At 73.2% G+C, this 13748-nt stretch carries 8 protein-coding genes; 4 read left to right on the plus strand and 4 right to left on the minus strand.

Features of this window, described 5'->3' with window-relative positions; genetic code table 11:
- Nucleotides 1-53 precede the first annotated feature (53 nt).
- Nucleotides 54-1478, minus strand: coding sequence for an MFS transporter (locus AMK31_RS37240; protein ID WP_073945174.1), 1425 nt, complete (start codon nt 1476-1478; stop codon nt 54-56).
- An 804-nt stretch (nt 1479-2282) separates the two neighbouring features.
- On the opposite strand from AMK31_RS37240, the gene AMK31_RS37245 reads away from it, so the two are divergent.
- Nucleotides 2283-4388 (plus strand): asparagine synthase-related protein, encoded by a 2106-nt coding sequence (locus AMK31_RS37245; RefSeq protein ID WP_073945175.1) that lies wholly within the window; start codon nt 2283-2285, stop codon nt 4386-4388.
- Here AMK31_RS37245 and AMK31_RS37250 read toward each other — a convergent pair.
- Complete coding sequence (locus AMK31_RS37250) at nt 4375-6444, minus strand: sigma-70 family RNA polymerase sigma factor (protein WP_073945176.1); 2070 nt, start codon at nt 6442-6444, stop codon at nt 4375-4377. The two genes, AMK31_RS37245 and AMK31_RS37250, sit on opposite strands and share 14 nt — an antisense overlap.
- Before the next feature lie 293 nt (nt 6445-6737).
- Nucleotides 6738-7490 (minus strand): TetR/AcrR family transcriptional regulator, encoded by a 753-nt coding sequence (locus AMK31_RS37255; RefSeq protein ID WP_073945177.1) that lies wholly within the window; start codon nt 7488-7490, stop codon nt 6738-6740.
- A 386-nt stretch (nt 7491-7876) separates the two neighbouring features.
- Here AMK31_RS37255 and AMK31_RS37260 point away from each other — a divergent pair, with 386 nt between their 5' ends.
- Together AMK31_RS37260 and AMK31_RS37265 are read left to right on the plus strand one after the other, a co-directional pair.
- Nucleotides 7877-9244, plus strand: coding sequence for an NAD(P)/FAD-dependent oxidoreductase (locus tag AMK31_RS37260; protein ID WP_073945178.1), 1368 nt, complete (start codon nt 7877-7879; stop codon nt 9242-9244).
- A 246-nt stretch (nt 9245-9490) separates the two neighbouring features.
- On the plus strand, nt 9491-11152 hold the full coding sequence (locus AMK31_RS37265; RefSeq protein WP_073945179.1) for an ATP-binding SpoIIE family protein phosphatase: 1662 nt from the start codon (nt 9491-9493) through the stop codon (nt 11150-11152).
- A 15-nt stretch (nt 11153-11167) separates the two neighbouring features.
- Here the strand turns inward: AMK31_RS37265 and AMK31_RS37270 are convergent, their stop codons facing one another.
- Nucleotides 11168-12430 carry an MFS transporter gene (locus tag AMK31_RS37270; protein WP_198948662.1) on the minus strand — a complete coding sequence of 421 codons (1263 nt, stop codon included), beginning with the start codon at nt 12428-12430 and terminating at the stop codon, nt 11168-11170.
- A 149-nt stretch (nt 12431-12579) separates the two neighbouring features.
- On the opposite strand from AMK31_RS37270, the gene AMK31_RS37275 reads away from it, so the two are divergent.
- Nucleotides 12580-13128: a MarR family winged helix-turn-helix transcriptional regulator gene (locus AMK31_RS37275; protein WP_073945181.1), complete on the plus strand. Its 549-nt coding sequence runs from the start codon at nt 12580-12582 to the stop codon at nt 13126-13128.
- Nucleotides 13129-13748: the final 620 nt, after the last annotated feature.

The raw sequence follows: 13748 nt of genomic DNA on the forward strand, positions 1-13748 counted from the left end.
CGATAGTGCACTGCGCCACTGACAATGCGCTCAAACCCGGGAGGTGTCCGGTGTCACGCCGGGGCCATCAGCAGGGGGCGGGCGCGTTCGCGCAGCTCCACGACGCGCGGCTCGTCGCCGTACGGCTCCAGGCGGTGCAGCAGGTCCTTCACGTACTCCGTGGTCCGCGCGGACGATATGCGCCCGGCGACCTCCACCGCGCGGACCCCCGCCGCGCAGGCCGCGTCCAGATTGCCGGACTCCAGTTCGGCGACCGCCCCGACGATCAGGCGCAGTCCGTGGGAGCGGACGAACTCCTCGGTCGGCTGCGAGAGGGCCTGCTCGGTGAAGCGGCGGACCTGGCGGGGAGCCTTCAGGTCGCGGTAGCACTCGGCCGCGTCGGCGGCGAAGCGGTCGTAGGAGTAGAAGGCGAGCCAGCTCGGGTCGTGGTCGCCGGGGCGGGCCCGCTCCAGCCAGCTCTCGGCGGCCTTCAGGGCCGCGCCGGCGGCCTGGGCGTCTCCCGCGCGGGCGTGCGCGCGTGCCTCGACGAGACGGAAGAAGCTCATGGTGCGGGCGGTGGCCAGGCCCCGGTTGCGTTCCAGGGCGGCCTGGGCGAGGTCCACGCCCTCGTCGCCGAAGCCCCGGTAGGTGGCCTGCAGCGACATCGACGCCAGGACATAGCCCCCGAGGGGCACGTCGGCCGCCGCGCGGGCCAGGCGCAGGGCCTGGATGTAGTAGCGCTGGGCGGCTTCCTGCTGGCCGGTGTCGAAGGCCATCCAGCCCGCGAGACGGGTGAGCTCGGCGCTGGCGCCGAACAGGGCGCGGCCGACCTCGTCGGAGTAGGAGCCCAGGAGCAGCGGGGCGGCCTCCACGCGCAGGCATTCGGGGACCATGGACGAACGCCAGTCACCGCCGCCGTACTTGGAGTCCCAGCGGCGCGCGTCCTCGGCGGCCTCCCGCAGTTTCTGCACATCGCTGTGGCCGACTTTGATCGGTGCGCCGGAGCCCTCGGCGGGGTTCGCCTCGCGCGCCACCGAGCTGTCGGCCGGGGTTATCAGCCACCGTGACGCGGGGGTCGCATAGGCGCTCACGGCGAACGAACCGGCCAGCGACTGCCAGATGCCGCCGGAGCCGGCGCGCCGCCCGGCGAGGTCGAGGCGGTACAGCTCGGTCGCCGATTTGACCGCCTGGCCGACGTCCCGGGGGAAGGCGAGACCCACCTCGGGCGCGGGGTCGGCGTCCGCCAGGCCGATCTCGTGCAGCGGCACCGGACGGCCGAGCTTCTGGCCGATCGCGGCCGCGATGAGATGGGGCGCGGCACCCTGCGGGACCATGCCCTTCGACACCCAGCGGGCCACCGAGGTCTTGTCGTAGCGAAGCGTCAACCCGCGTTGGGCACCGAGGTCGTTGACGCGTCGTGCGAGTCCCGCGTTGCTGATTCCCGCGAGGGCGAGAACGGCGCCGAGCTTCTCGTTCGGCCCGCGTTGCTCCCTGGACATGCGCCACCCCTCGACACAGACGGCTGCCGCGCTGGCATAACCGTGCGGCATTCGTAAACCCAGCGTAGTTCGCCGCATCCCAAGCGTTAAGGGGCATTGTTCCGGTTGGCGGGATTGTGGTCCGTACGGGAGTACGGGCCCTGTACGCACCGTTGCGGCGTGCTCCCGGTGTGTGGCCGTGCGCCCGTCCGTGCGCTCTTCTCCGGCCAACTCGGGAGCGATTCCATGGCTTCTGCGTGGGTCGGCCCGCTGTACTGACCAGTGGGCTGGGGGACACCGCCGCCTCACATCCCCGCGGGCGGCGGTCCGGCCCGGGGGGCGTGCTCCGTTTCCCGGGCCGTGCGCCCGTTCGGTGATGCGCAGAGCCTGTACGGAGCGTGCACGGCGGCGAAGGCGCACGGCCTTGGTGGTCTTGGAATGGCCGAAATTCGACCCTGTAGGGTGCTGGCCAATACCTGCGTCCACCACACGGTTTGAGGGCGCGTTGGGGGTTTTCGGGGGGCGTACCGGGGGCGCATTCACGTCGTCGGCGCGGGCGGTCCGCCTGCGCTTTTTCCCCGGTCCTCCCTCTGGTCCTCCCCGCGGTCCACTCCGCGCTTCCCTGCGCTGAAAGGCAGTTGGGCCGGCCGGTGGCTGCCTCCGAGGCGCATGCCGGGCGCATGCCAAGGGCGCATGCCAGGGCGCGTGGGGCGCATTCAAGGGATCGCAAGCGGCTCCGCCGACCCTCCGCGGCGCCTCCTTCGTGGCAGCATGGTGAACCGGTTCTCGCGGTGCACTGGTTGTCCACAGTCTGTGGAGGCGTCGATGCGGTGGTTGGTGGGTTGGAGCAGCACCGCCGCGGGCGCCGCCCGGATCGGCACCGCCGGCGCCACCGGGTACGACGGCGAGACCCTGCAGCCGGTGGGCTCCCAGCTCCTGTGGGGCGACCCCGACCCGCTGTGGGCGGTCGGCGACTGGCGCCCCGACGAGGTGCGGGTGGTGTCCGCCGACGCGCAGACCCGCATCGCCGTCCTCGGCACCTGCGGCGCCACCGACGAACAGCTGCGGGTCGGGCTGTTCGCCGCGCGCGGCGGCGCACTGCGGCATCTGACCGCCTGGCCCGGCAGCTACACGGCCGTCGTCCAGGTCGGCCGCCGGATCACCGTCTGCGGCGACCTCGCGGGCGCCCGCCCCGTCTTCCACACCGCCTGGGCGGGCGGCACCGCCTACGCCACCGCCGCGCTGCCGCTCGCCGACCTCGTCGAGGCCAACCTCGACTTCGGCCACCTCGCCGCCCTGCTGGCCGCCCCCGACGTCCCGGCCGCCGTCCAGGAGTCCACCCCGTACGACGGCGTACGGCGCATTCCGCCGGGGCACGCGCTGATCCTGCGCGCGGGGGCGCGGGAGATCGCCGGGTACGAGCCCGTCGCCTCCCTCGCCGTGGCCGCGCCCCCCGCCGACCCCGACCGCGCGGTCGACGCCGTACGCGACGCCCTCGTGGAGGCCGTACGGACCCGGCTGTCCGCACCCCGCCACGTCCCCGGCGCCGACATCGACCCCGGACCCGTGCCCGGCATGGGCCCCGCCGAACGGCGAGCCGCGCGCGGGATGCCGGTCCCGGGCATCGGCGCCGACCTGTCCGGCGGCCCCGCCTCGGCGACCCTCGCGCTGCTGGCCGCCGGACTGCCCGGCATGCCCGGCACCGTCCTCGGGCACGGCACCGGCGCCGGTGAGCGGCTGCTCGCCGTCACCTTCAACGACCTGGCCGTCGGCGGCCGGGAGGCAGAACTGGAGCGCGCCGGGGCGCTCGCCGCCGGACCCCGGCTGCACCACGTGGTGGTGACCGGCGACGAGGAGACCCTGCCGTACGCCGACCTGGACGGACCGCTCACCGACGAGCCGAGCCCCATGCTGGTGTCGGCCGTCCGGCACCGCGCCCGGCTCGCCGCCGGCAGCGCGGACCATCTCACCGGCTACGGCGCCCGCCAGGTCCTCGACGCCCACCCCGCGCGCCTCGCCGACCTCCTCATGGACCGCCGGCGCCGGCACCTGGTGCGCCCCGTGGCCGCCCTCGCGAAGGCGGACGGCTCGGTGCTGGTCCCCGCGCGGGTCTACGCCGCCGCCCGCCGCCTCGCCCGCACCCCGTACCGGGCGGGCGTGGAAGGCCTCGCCGCCCAGCTCCTGGAACGGGGCTTCGACGAACCCGGCGGTGCCACGGGGGCGTCTCTCGCCGGGCTCACCTGGGCCAGACCCGGCCCGGCGGCACGCTGGCTGACCGGCGAGGCGCTCGCTGAAGTATCGGTTCGTCTCCAGACGGCCCTCCAGCGGTCCGCCGTCGGCCCCGACCGCCGCCCCGGCGACTTCCGCGCCCGCGCGGCCCTCGCCCGCACCGCCGCCGACGTCCGCGTCCTCGAACAGGCCGCCGAGATCCGCTTCCAGCGCCTGCACACGCCCTTCCTGGACAACCAGGTCGTCCGTGCCTGCCGTGAACTGCCCGAGGCGCTGCGCGTGCAGCCCGGGGCGCGCGCCGAGATCCTGCGCACCGTGCTCACCGGCGCCGGTGTCACCGACCTGCCGCCCGGCTGGGGCGCCACCTCCCAGGCCCCGCAGGCCGCCGCCGCCCGCACCGGCCTGCGCGTCGCCGCCCACTCCCTGATGGCCCTCTTCGACACCCCGCTGCTGGCGCAGGCCGGCCTGGTCGAGGCCCGCGTGGTCCGCAAGGCGCTGCGCCGCGCCGCCGAGGGCGAGCCGCTGCCCCTCGACGGTCTCGCCGACCTCGTCTCCCTGGAACTGTGGCTGCGCCGCCTGCTCGCCCGCCGCGGCACCTGCTGGACCGGCACCCCCGGACGCGCGCGTGCCGTCCCGGCAGGCATCGTCCCGCAACGCGGCGCGCTGGGCGCGGGAGCCGCGGCGAACCCTATGAGCAGGTGAACTTGGCGTCCGCCCAGTCCGCGACGGCCACGTTGTCGACGTGGTTGTGCGGCTCCACCACCAGCCGTACGGTCTCCCGCCCGGTCAGGTTCACCTGTACGGGGACGGCCGCGTCGCCGCCCTTGACCATGCGGGACTTCCACAGCCGGACGCCGTCGGCATAGACCGAGAAGTAGACCTTGCCGAGCTTCAGCGTCATGTCGTCGACGCCGACCAGCGCCTGATAGGAGCTGCACTCGCGGTTGAGGTCGATGGTCACGGAGGACTCGGCGTGCACGGTGACCCCGCGCGCGTAGGAGGTCCCGCCGATCGACAGGCCCTGCCGCTGCCACACCCAGCCGCTCTCACCGATCCGCATCTCGGGCTCGCTGCCGTCGCCGCTGATGTCGTACGCGAGGTCGCTCCACTGGTAGACGACCGGCGCGGGCGGGGGAGTGGGTGTCGGTGTCGGGGTGGGCGTGGGGGTCGGCTTCGGGGTGGCGGTCGGGGTCGGTGCGGGAGTCGGTGTCCGGGCCGGCTTCGGGGTGGGCGTGGGGGTAGGGGTGGGGGCCGGTTTGCGAGCGATCACCCGGGGCGCCGGCGGGGGCGCGGGCGCGGGCTTCTTCGGCGACGGAATCGCCGACGGGATCGCCGACGAGGTCGGCGCCGGCGGTTCCGGCTGGACGGCCGGTGCCGACACGGGCGGCCTGGCCACCGGCTTCCGGGGCGGGCTGTCGTCGCCGACCAGCGCGAGCGCGACGGCAGCGGCGGCCACCGCGACCACCCCGGCCGCGACACCGGCCTTCACCGGCGCGCCCACCCCTTCGGCGGCCACACCACCGGCGCCCGCCCCGCTTCCGGCACCTGCCGTGCTTCCGGCGCTCGCTCCGCCTCCGGCACCTGCCGTGCTTCCGGCGCTCGCCCCGCTTCCCGCGGCCACCCCGCTGCCGGACGTGCCTGCCCCGGCACCCGCGGCCGCTCCGGCGCCCGTGCCCGCCCCGCCGGACGAACCGCCCGCCGCGGCGGCCGCGCCCGCGGCGCCCGCCGCACCGGCTCCGGCCCCGCCCGCGACGAGCCCGGCCGCCTTGGCGTACCCGGCGGCGCCGAACCAGCCGATGACGGCCACCGGTACGACGGCGGGGATGCCGGCGGCGACCTCCTCGATCTGGCCGGCCGCCAGCCGGCACTTCGCGCACTCCTCCAGGTGCTTGCGCAGACCCCGCTCCGCGCGGGTGCGCAGTTTGCGGCGGGCGTAGGTCCCGAGCTGGTCGGCGTAGCGCGCGCACTCCTGGTCGGTGGCGAGGCTGGTGCTGACATGCGCCTGGAGGTACGCCTGCTTGAGGCCCTCGCGGGCCCGGCTGGCCAGCACGCGCGTGCCGTTGGCGTCGAGCCCGAAGAGCACCGCGACCTCGCTCGGCGACTCGTCCTCGACCTCGGTGTGCCACAGCACCGCCTGCCAGCGCTCGGGCAGCGAGCGGAAGGCCCGCATGGCCATCGACTGCTCGGCCTCGTGCATCGCCCGCGCGTCGGCCCCGAGATCGAGCGTGCCGGCGTCGGAGACGTCGGAGGCCCGCGCGGCCTGAGCGGCGAACACCGCGAAGTCGTCGACCAGCTGCTCCCGCTTCGCCGAGCTGGTCCAGTTCGCGGCGACCCGGCGGACGCTGGTCAGCAGATAGGCGCGCACGGCGTGCTCGGGGCCGGAGCCGCCGCGCACCGCCTGGAGCATGCGGGCGAAGACCTCGGCCGTGAGGTCGTCCGCGGTGTGGGTGTCACGGCAGCAGGTGCGCGCGTACCGGCGGACGGCGTCCGCGTGGCGCCGGTACAGCTCCTCGTACGCCGTGTCGTCCCCGGACCGCATCCGGCCGATCAGCTCGGCGTCGGAAGGCGGCATCTCGCGCGGCGGCGGCAGGATGCCGTGGTCGTCGCGCCGGTCACGCTGCGCGGGTACGGCCCGCTCGGGTGAGAAGCCCGCCGGGAGGCCGGCGCGTTTGCCCTGGCTCGGCACATGTGGTGGAACGAGGCCACCGGCCTCCGGGTCGCCGTCGTCCAGTGACTCGTCCCGCCCGTCAACGCTCATCGCGGAAAGCCCTCGCCGCCTGCCCAACCAGTCCCGACCACCGGGTCAGAGTGCCACAAGGCCTTTCGGCCGGACTCCGGCAGTGAAGGGCCGTCCACTCGTCCGAGGGGACTTGTCGCCGCACGGTACTGATCGTCACCCGTTCGGGGAAGCGGCAACGGGCGCGCGTGGACGTGCAGTTGAGCGCCGTCCCCGGAACGCCCGGGTCGCCGGCGGCGAGAAGGCGGGGGACGCGGGCACCTCGGCACCCACGCCCCTGTCACCTCATCGGGTTACGCCGATCGGCCGACACCTCACGCCGGACGCGACCGCAGCCCCTCCAGCAGGATGTCCAGCAGCCGTGCCGAGGCCGCCGCCTGCTGCGCCGGGTCCGGCAGCGAGGGCGCCGCCGTCGCGATCACCAGCAGGACGTCCGACACCGACACGTCGGCACGCAGCTCGCCCGCCGCGCGGGCCCGCTCCACGAGCTGGCCCACCACGTCGAGCAGCGCCGCCGCCCCCGCGTCGTCCTCGGCCGCCGGCTGCTCCGGCACCAGCCGCAGCTCCCCGCCGCCCGGCTGGGTCCGCTGCTGCGGCACCCGCGTCTCCTCCGGCTCGGCGTCGCCCTCCTCGGCGACGCCGACCCGCAGCACCTGCGGCGGCAGCAGCCGGCCCGCGCCCGACGCCACCGAGGTCCGCAGGAAGCGGGACAGCGCCGACCACGGCTCGTCCTCCTGCCCGAGCGCGGCCCGCGCCTGGTCGGTCAGCCGGGAGGTCTCCTCCTCGGCTATCCGCCGGACCAGGACGTCCTTGCTCGGGAAGCGCCGGTACACCGTGCCGACGCCGACCCGGGCGCGCCGCGCCACGTCCTCCATCGGCGCGCCGTAACCCAGCTCGCCGAAGACCTCGCGCGCCGCGCGCAGTACGTGCTCGAGGTTGCGCTGTGCGTCCACACGCAGCGGCGTCGTCCGCGAGGTGTCCCCGCGTCCGGTGCTCACCGCCGCGCCGACCGCGCCGCCGGTTGCGATGGCCGACGCGGAAGACCAACGAGAGTCCTGAATGTGCATAAGAAATCCCCCGGTAATGACGTCTCCCCCCGGAGACTCTCCCCGTCATTGGATGCCGGAGCGCACGGAACCGGCTCAAACCCCGAGCCCGCCGGTCGAGCCCGCCCGTCGCGGACCCGAGAGGCACCCCCTACACCCCGTCGTGAGACGAACATAGTTGAGAGACAGTCAATTCAGAAGGGGCAGGTTCCGCACGGAGCGCCCCCCGATCGGAGTACGGGCCGTATACGCCCCGATTGCACCCCCCTATGTCACCTGTCTCACACCGCCTGACCTGCGGAGCTTTCCCGTACATGGGTGATTCGGCCAACACCGGGCACGCGCGCCGTGCGGTCACACAAATTGCCGGGGCTGTGGACAAACGCAAGCGCTGGGTGCGTCATGGGATGGTGAAGGAACGTGCGCGCATTCTCGTTGTCGGCGGCGGCTACGTCGGGATGTACACGGCCCTGCGCCTCCAGCAGAAGCTGAAACACGAACTGAGGACGGGCGAGGCGGAGATCACGGTCGTCACCCCGGACCCGTACATGACGTACCAGCCGTTCCTCCCCGAGGCGGCCGCCGGTGCCATTTCCCCGCGCCACGTGGTCGTACCGCTGCGCCGCGTCCTGCCCCACTGCCGCGTCGTGATCGGCGAGGCGGAGGCCGTCCGGCACGCCGACCGCACCGCGACCCTCGCCACCCTCGCCACCCGTGAGCGGGGCGCGCCGCCCGAGGAGCTGGCGTACGACGAACTCGTCCTCGCCCCCGGTTCGGTCTCGCGCACCCTGCCCGTCCCCGGTCTCGCCGACCACGGCATCGGCTTCAAGACCGTCGAGGAGGCCATCGGCCTGCGCAACCACGTCATCGAGCAGATGGACATCGCCTCCTCCACCCGCGACCCCGCGATCCGCGACGCGGCCCTCACCTTCGTCTTCGTCGGCGGCGGCTTCGCGGGCGTGGAGGCCCTCGGCGAGCTGGAGGACATGGCCCGCTACACCGCGCGGTACTACCACAACATCAAGCCCGAGGACATGAAGTGGGTCCTCGTCGAGGCCTCGGACCGCATCCTGCCCGAGGTCGGCGAGGAGATGGGCCGCTACACGGTCACCGAGCTGCGCCGCCGCAACATCCAGGTCCTCCTCGGCACCCGCCTGGAGTCCTGCGCGGACCGGGTCGCCGTCCTCAGCGACGGACAACGGTTCCCCACCCGTACGGTCGTCTGGACGGCCGGCGTCAAACCGCACCCGGTCCTCGAGGCCACCGACCTGCCCCGCACTGCGCGGGGCCGGCTGCGGTGCACCGCCGAGCTGGCCGTCGAGGGGCACCCGCACGCGTGGTCCGCGGGCGACGCCGCCGCCGTCCCCGACGTCACCGCCGCCGAACCCGGCACCGAATGCGCCCCCAACGCCCAGCACGCCGTGCGCCAGGCCGGCGTCCTCGCCGACAACATCGTGCGCTCCCTGCGCGACGAGGCACTTCTGACGTACACCCACAAGTACGTCGGCTCCGTCGCCTCCCTGGGCCTGCACAAGGGCGTCGCCCATGTATACGGACGCAAGCTGAAGGGCTACCCCGCGTGGTTCATGCACCGCGCCTACCACCTCAGCCGCGTGCCCACCTTCAACCGCAAGGCCCGTGTCCTCGCCGAATGGGCCCTCGCCGGCCTCTTCAAACGGGAGATCGTCTCCCTCGGTTCACTCGAACACCCCCGTGCCGAGTTCGAACTCGCGGCCGGGGGAAAACCTGCCGACGACCCGAAGGGGTCGTCCTGACCGAAGCAAGGAACTCCCGGAGCCACCCGGGCGTCTGACGGATGTCGGTCCGGTCGGTCACACTGCCAGACTGGTCCACGCCGAAACGGGCGGGCCGCCGCCCGGCCTGCCCGCCGAACCCACGAGGCTTTCCCAAGTGCTGCACATTCCAGGGGCGGTGCCACCCCACGGTCACCACCGTGCCGCCCCCGGGGGACCGGGCCGGGTCCGGAGCCGGCCGACGACAACTACACGAGGCAAGGATTCGTGAACTTCACGCGCTGGAGCGCCCGGCTCCCCGGAACGCAGCGCCGCGCCGCAGCGCGGACCGAACCCACGGTCAACCCCGACCGCCGGGCGGAGGGCCGGGGCGAGGGCTCCGTCCCCGCGGCCCGCGCCGAACACCTCACCGACCAGCTCCCCGCCGTCCCCGCCGTCGACGAACTGCCGGTGCGCGAGGTCCTGGACCGCGTCCCCGCGCTGGTCGCCCTCGTCCACGGCCCCGACCACCGACTGGCGTACGTCAACGAGGCCTACGCCGCCGCCTTCGGCGCCCGCCCGCCAGGCGAGCCGGCCCGCGACGCCCTGCCCGAGCTCCAGGAGCTGGGCCTGCTGCCGCTCCTCGACCAGGTCCAGCGCAGCGGCAAGCCGCGCACCCTGAAGTCCCGCAAGGCCCTCGACGGCCGCTCCTACACGTTCTCCTGCACACCGGTCCGCGAAGGCGACGGCAGCGGCGGCCGCGGAGTCCTCGTCTTCGCCACCGACGTCACCGACCACGCCGAGGCCGCCGAACGCCTGCGCGCCAGCGAACGCCGCCAGCGCGAGACCGCCGTCACCCTCCAGCGCTCCCTGCTCCCCCAGGAACTCGAACAGCCGGACGACCTGCGGATCGCCGCCACCTACCAGCCCGGCGGCACCGAAGCGGCCGTCGGCGGCGACTGGTACGACGTGATCACCCTCGGCGGCGGCCGCACCGCCCTCGTCATCGGCGACGTCATGGGCCGCGGCGTCCGCGCGGCGGCCGTCATGGGCCAGCTCCGCACCGCGGTCCGCGCCTACGCCCGCCTCGACCTGCCCCCGCACGAGGTCCTCCAGCTCCTCGACGGCCTCGCCACCGAGATCGACGCCAACCAGATCGCCACCTGCGTCTACGCCATCCACGACCCCAACGAGGGCCGGCTGGTGTACGCCTCCGCCGGCCATCTGCCGATCCTGGTCCGCGACGAGAACGGCACCGTCCAGCGCGCCGACGAGCCCACCGGCCCGCCCCTCGGCACCGGCGGCTGGATGCACGCCTCCGGCTCCGTCCCGCTCGGCCCCGGCTCCACCGCCGTCCTCTACACGGACGGCCTCGTCGAACGCCGCGACGAGGACCTGGACGAGGGCATCGCCGCCCTGGAACGCGCCCTCGCCGGCGCCACCGGCACCCCGCAGGTCGTCTGCGACCGCCTGGTCCGCTCCGCCGGAGTCACCGCCGACCACGACGACGACGTCGCCGTCCTCGTCCTCCAGCACCCGGCCCGCACCGGCCCCGACGCCGACCTCTTCCGCAACGCCGCCCTGGAACTCCTCGGCGGCGTGGAAGCGGCACCCCGCGCCCGCGCCTTCGCCTCCGGCGTCCTGACGAGCTGGCGCTTCCCGGCGGACCTGCACGACCTGGGCGTCCTGGCCGCGAGCGAACTGGTCGCGAACTCCCTCCAGCACGGCACCCCGCCCATGCGGCTCCGCCTGCGCCGCACCGACCGCCGCCTGATCATCGAGGTCACCGACGGAGACGACCACCTCCCCCGACGCCGCCGCGCGGAACCCGGCGACGAATCCGGCCGGGGCATCGCCATCGTCGCGACCATCGCCTCGAACTGGGGCTGCCGCCGGACACCGGGCGGCGGCAAGGCGGTGTGGTGCGAGTTCGCACTGCCGAAGAGCTGAGGCGGCCGAGCCGGCTCAGGCCTCCGCGGCCACCGGCTCCGCCGCCGAGCCGCCGCGCGCGACCACCCGGTTGCGCGCCACCCACGGCTGGTCCTGGCCCTCGGTGAGCCGCCGCCCCAGCCGTATCGCCAGCACGCTGATGCCCAGCGAGAACAGCAGGAAGGTCACGATGTACGGCGCGTGCAGCGAGGCGCCCATCGGCCCGCCCACCGCCGGCCCCACGGCCAGCGCCAGCTGCTTCACCAGGGCGAACGCCGAGTTGTACTGACCGGCCAGGCCCTCCGGCGCCAGATCGGCGACCAGCGGGGCCACGGTCGGCGACAGCATCGCCTCACCCAGCCCGAACAGCGCGTACGTCGAGACGAACGCGGCCGTGGCCATCTCCTGGCTGCCGTGCCCCAGCCCCGCGTACCCGGCCGCGAGCCACGCCACGGCCCAGATCAGCCCGACCGCCGCGATCACCCGGGAACGCCGGCGCCGCTCCACGAACCGCAGTACGGCGAACTGGGCGACGACGATCATCGCGGTGTTGGCGGCCAGCGCCGTCCCCAGCGCGGACGTCGATATCCCGGCGGCCTCCACGCCGTAGGCGCTCAGCCCCGACTCGAACTGCCCGTAGCAGGCGAAGAACAGCACGAAGCCGAGAACGCACAGCTGAACCATCGCCCGGTTGCCCAGCAGCTGCTTCCAGCTGCCCTTGGCCGACCGCGCGGGCGCCCCCTCGATCTTCGGCGAGTGCGGCATCCGCACGGTCGCCATCACCACGACGAGCAGCAGGAACATCGCCGCCTCGATGGCGAACAGCAGGGTGAAGGAGGAGACCCGCGTGGTGTCGACGAGATGCCCGCCGATCAGACCGCCGACACCGAGACCCAGGTTCTGCAGGAAGAACTGCATCGCGAACGCCCGCGACCGCGTCTCCGCGGTCGAGCAGTCCACGATCATCGTGGCCAGCGCAGGCTGCATCACCGCCTGCCCGGCCCCGAGCAGCGCCGCCGACAGCAGCACGGTGACCGCGCCGCCCGCCAGCCCCAGGCTCAGCGCACCGACGGAGGCCGTGACCAGGGCGGCCAGCAGCACCGGAAGCGGGCCCTGCCGCACGATCGCCCGGCCGGCGAACGGCAGCACGATCAGCGCGGCCACGGCGAACACGGCGAGGACCAGCCCCGCCGTCACAGCACCGAGCCCCCGCACCTGCGCCACATAGACGTACAGGTAGGGGACGGTGAAGCCGAGCCCGAACGCGCTGAGTGCGTTGCCCACGTGGATCCGGCGCATCGCTGCGCCCATCGCCCTGGTCACGTTCACCTCTCTCAGGTAGGAGCGACAACAAGTTAGGAGTGAAGACTTCGAAACTAAACTTCGACGCTAAAGAGTACACACTCGAGGACTTCAATGCCAAGCACGTCCGTGCGATACTTCGACCCATGGGCGACACACCCGGCCTCAGCGAGCCGACCCTCGAAGAGCAGATCGCCGCCTACCAGCGCGAGTTCCAGGACCTCGACCCCCAGGTCGAGAAGATCGTGTCGGCACTGTCCCGGCTGAACCGCCGCATGAACGTCGCCTACGGCCGCCAGACCTCGGCGCTCGGCATCAGCAACGCCGAGTGGGAGGTCCTCAAGGCCCTCGTCCTGTCCGGCGCCCCGTACCGCATGGGCCCCAGCGACCTCGCCAAGCGCCTCGGCCTGACGCCGGCCGCGATGACCCACCGCATCGACCGGATGGTCGCCGAGGGACTGGTGACCCGGGAGCGGGACGAGAACAACCGGGTCCGCGTCATCGTGGAGCTGACCCCCGAGGGCCGGGAGAAGTGGCTGGAGGCCATGCGTCTCGCCACGGTCTTCGAGGAAGACCTCCTCCAGGACCTCACTCCCGCGGAACGCATGGTCCTCGGCGAGGTGCTGACCAGGCTGCTGCGCCGGGTGGAGCACGCCCAGCCGGACGCCGGCGGCCGCCTCTCCGACCTCGACTGACCAGGTCGGACCCGAGCCATAAAAGATCTTGACAAGGGCCACTTGACACCCTCCTGCCCGATCCGTAAAGTTCTTCGGGTTGTCACGGAGCCGGAACGGTTCTGCGACGGCACCTTCCGCCGCGAAAGCGGCACCTCAAACCACAGCACGATCTCCCGACGGGGTTGTATTCGGCGTGCCCGAATTCAATTCGATTCGGGACCCGGCGGCCCGATTGGGAATCGCCGAGAGGATCCGCTAAAGTTTGAGACGTCGGAACGGCCCAACAGCCGCGAAGACAGCCCCCTCTGACTGGGAGTCAGGCCCGAAAGGATCTGATAGAGTCGGAAGCGCCGGAAAGGGAAACGCGAGAGCGGGAACCTGGAAAGCACCGAGGAAATCGGATCGAGAAAAGATCTGATAGAGTCGGAAACGCAAGACCGAAGGGAAGCGCCCGGAGGAAAGCCCGAGAGGGTGAGTACAAAGGAAGCGACCGTTCCTTGAGAACTCAACAGCGTGCCAAAAGTCAACGCCAGATATGTTGATACCCCGTCTATAGCATCCGCTGGGACGAGGTTCCTTTGAAAAAACACAGCGAGGACGCTGTGTGCGAGGGGACTATTCCTCCTCTCGCACCGCTC

It is taken from the genome of Streptomyces sp. TSRI0107 (genome assembly GCF_001905845.1).
In the GTDB taxonomy this organism is placed as follows: domain Bacteria; phylum Actinomycetota; class Actinomycetes; order Streptomycetales; family Streptomycetaceae; genus Streptomyces.

Bases quoted from the DNA above. Each gene is read 5' to 3' on its own strand.
- AMK31_RS37240 (WP_073945174.1), bottom strand. From the start codon at position 1,478: ATGTCCAGGGAGCAACGCGGGCCGAACGAGAAGCTCGGCGCCGTTCTC.
- AMK31_RS37270 (WP_198948662.1), bottom strand. From the start codon at position 12,430: ATGCGCCGGATCCACGTGGGCAACGCACTCAGCGCGTTCGGGCTCGGC.
- AMK31_RS37250 (WP_073945176.1), bottom strand. From the start codon at position 6,444: ATGAGCGTTGACGGGCGGGACGAGTCACTGGACGACGGCGACCCGGAG.
- AMK31_RS37260 (WP_073945178.1), top strand. From the start codon at position 7,877: ATGGTGAAGGAACGTGCGCGCATTCTCGTTGTCGGCGGCGGCTACGTC.
- AMK31_RS37255 (WP_073945177.1), bottom strand. From the start codon at position 7,490: ATGCACATTCAGGACTCTCGTTGGTCTTCCGCGTCGGCCATCGCAACC.
- AMK31_RS37245 (WP_073945175.1), top strand. From the start codon at position 2,283: ATGCGGTGGTTGGTGGGTTGGAGCAGCACCGCCGCGGGCGCCGCCCGG.
- AMK31_RS37275 (WP_073945181.1), top strand. From the start codon at position 12,580: ATGGGCGACACACCCGGCCTCAGCGAGCCGACCCTCGAAGAGCAGATC.